1 protein-coding gene is annotated in these 3,288 nt (G+C 73.6%); it reads left to right on the forward strand.

Annotation, left to right across the window (positions count from 1 at the left end; translation table 11 throughout):
- Positions 1–3,288: SDR family NAD(P)-dependent oxidoreductase (locus ABD385_RS40960; protein ID WP_344585332.1), on the forward strand; the 3,288-nt coding region annotated here is incomplete at its 3' end.

Raw genomic sequence — 3,288 nt, forward strand, 5'->3', positions numbered from 1 at the left:
GTGTGTGAGGCGGGGTTTGGGGAGTTTGGGCTGCATCCGTCGTTGATGGATGGTGCGTTGCAGTCGGTTGTGGCGTTGTTGGGTGAGTCTGCTGGTGCTGGTGCTGGTGCTGGTGCTGGTGCTGGTGTGGGGGTTGGGTATCTGCCGTTTGCGGTGGGTGCGGTGGAGATTTTTGGGGAGTTGCCGCGGGAGTGTTTGGCGTATGTGACGGTTGAGGAGGGTGTGGGTCGTGCGGGTGCGGTGACGGCGCAGGTGGCGTTGTTGGATGCGGAGGGCACCGTCCTCGTCCGCATCAAGGACCTGGTCCTGCGGGCCGACCAGCGCCCGTCCGGCGCCGGGGCGGAGCGCGGCCCGGAGCGCCTGCTCTTCCGCGGCCGGTGGGAGCGGGCCGCGCTGCCCACCGGCGGCACCCCGCCCGACGGGCCCTACCTGCTGCTCGGCACCGACGAGGGCCAGCGCACCGAACTCGCCGCAGCGCTGCGCGCGGCCGGCCGGGCCGACGCCCGGATCGTGCTGGCGCGTCCCGGTACCGCCTACCAGCGCCAGGACGCGCACACCTTCACCCTCGAACCGGGGCGCGGTGCGGACGTCGACCGGCTGTTCACCGACTGCGCCGCCGACGACCTCCTGCCGGGCGTCGTCCTGCATGCCTGGGACGGCCTCGACGCCCCCGACGGCCTCGACGCGGGCGCGGTGGACACGGCGCTGGCACGCGGCCTCATGACCCACTTCCACCTGGGCAAGGCGCTGTTGGCCCGCCGGCTCAAGCGTCCCGTCCGGGTGCTCCACCTGCACGCCGCCGGCGCCGACGGCCCGTCCCCCCTCCAGGACGCGGTGGCCGGGTTCGCGCGCAGCGCCCGGTTGGAGAATCCCCGGCTGGTGCACCAGGTGGTCGGCCTCGACCGGCGGGAGCACGCCCTCACCACCGCCGTCGCCGAACTGGGCGATGCCACCGATCCCGCGGTGTGGGTGCGCCACGAGGACGGGCGGCGCCTGGTGCACGGGCACCGGCGGATCGACCTGCCTCGGGCCGCCGACCGCCGGACGCCGGTGCGCGAGGACGGGGTCTACCTCATCACCGGTGGCGCGGGCGGCCTCGGCCTGCTCGTCGCGGAACACCTCGCCGCACAGGCGCGCACCCACCTCGTCCTGGTCGGACGCTCCGAGCCGGACGAGGACGTGCGACGGCGGATGGCGGCCATCGAGGCGCACGGCGGCACGGTGCACCACCTGCGGGCCGACGTCGCCGACGCCGAGTCGGTGCGGGAGCTCGTCGCCCGCGTCCGGGCCGAGCACGGCGCGCTGCACGGCGTCGTCCACGCTGCCGGGACGCTGCGCGACTCCTTCCTGCTGAAGAAGACCGCGGAGGAGTTCGCCGCGGTCCTCGCGCCCAAGATCGCCGGCGCGGTGCACCTGGACCACTACACCCGCGACGAGCAGCTGGACTTCTTCGTGCTGTTCTCCTCGATCGCGGCGGCCTTCGGCAACCTCGGCCAGACCGACTACGCCGCCGCCAACGCCTTCCTGGACGCCTTCGCCGAGCACCGCACGGCACGGGTCGCCGCCGGGCGGCGCCACGGCCGCTCCCTGTCGATCGCCTGGCCGCACTGGCGGGACGGCGGGATGGCACTGGCCGCGCACGACGCCGCGGTGCTGCGGGAGCGGATCGGGGTGGCGTCGCTGGGCAACGAGGAGGGCCTGGCCGCGTTCGACGACGCGCTGGCGCTCCCGGGCGGTGCGGTGCTGGTGGCCGCCGGCGACGCGGAGGTGATCGCCGGACGGCTGGCGGCGGTCGGCACCGCGGCCGGTGACCGGTCGGGCGGCGACGCCGGGACCGGGCCGGAGGCCGACCCCGGCGCGGCGGACGGTGCGGACGACGGCGCGGAACTCCGCGGCCTCGCCGTGGCGTTCCTGCGCGAGCTGGTGGCGCGGAAGATCGGGGCCGAGGCGTCCGGCATCGACCCCAAGGCCGCCCTACTGGCCCGTTACGGCATCGACTCGTTGGTGATCACCGAGTTGAACCGCGCCCTGGAGGACCGCTTCGGCGAGCTGTCGAAGACCCTGTTCTTCGAGCACGACTCCCTGGAGGAGATCGCCGACCACCTGGCGGAGACCAAGCCCGCGGCGCTGCGGCCGGCAACCGCCGAGGAGCCCGCCACGGCGGCGGCACCGGCGGTCGAGCCGGCCCGACGCCCGCGCTTCATGACCTCCGTCCGCGTCGAGACCCCCGACCGCGGCCCCGACCACGGCTCTGACCACGGCTCTGACCACGACCCCGCGTACGGCACGCCGGACGACGGTGTCGAAGGCGACGAGCGCGCCGAGGGCGACGCCGTCGAGGACGACGCCATCGCGGTGATCGGGCTGAGTGGTCGGTATCCGATGGCGGACGACCTGGGGGAGTTCTGGGAGAACTTGGCGGCGGGTCGGGACTGCATTACGGAGGTGCCGCGGGAGCGTTGGGACCACGAGCGGTTCTTCGACGCGGACGCTTCGCGGGCCGGTGGGACGTACGGCAAGTGGGGCGGCTTCCTGTCGGACGTCGACAAGTTCGACCCGCTCTTCTTCTCGGTCTCCCCGCGCGAGGCCGAGCTGATGGACCCGCAGGAACGGCTGTTCCTCCAGTCGGCCTGGCACGTCCTGGAGGACGCCGGCTACCGGGCGCGCACCCTCGCCCGCCGCACGGTCGGGGTGTTCGTCGGCGTCATGTACGGCGAGTACCAGCTCTACGGTGCGGTCGACGCGCTGCGCGGCACCGGGCCGGTCACCGAGTCCTCGTACTCGCTGATCGCCAACCGGGTCTCCTACCTCCTCGACCTGCACGGGCCGAGCATGGCGGTGGACACCATGTGCTCGTCGTCGTTGACCGCGCTGCACCTGGCCTGCGAGAGCCTGCGGCACGGCGAGAGCGAGCTGGCGATCGCGGGCGGCGTCAACGTCTCCGTCCACCCCTACAAGTACGTGCTGCTGAGCCAGAGCAAGTTCCTCTCCACCGACGGGCGGTGCCGTGCCTTCGGCGCCGGCGGCAGCGGCTACGTGCCCGGTGAGGGCGTCGGCGCGGTGCTGCTCAAGCCGCTCGCCCGGGCCGTCGCCGACGGGGACCACGTCTACGGCGTGATCCGCGGTACGGCCGTCAACCACGGTGGCCGGCCCAGCGGCAGCGGTTACACGGTGCCGAATCCGCGGGCGCAGGAGCGGGTGATTGCTGCGGCGTTGGGTCGGGCGGGGGTGGAGCCTGGGTCGGTGTCGTATGTGGAGGCGCATGGGACGGGGACGTCGTTGGGGGAT

Origin of the sequence: Streptomyces lunalinharesii (assembly GCF_039532155.1) — a bacterium.
Classification (GTDB): Bacteria; Actinomycetota; Actinomycetes; order Streptomycetales; family Streptomycetaceae; genus Streptomyces; species Streptomyces lunalinharesii.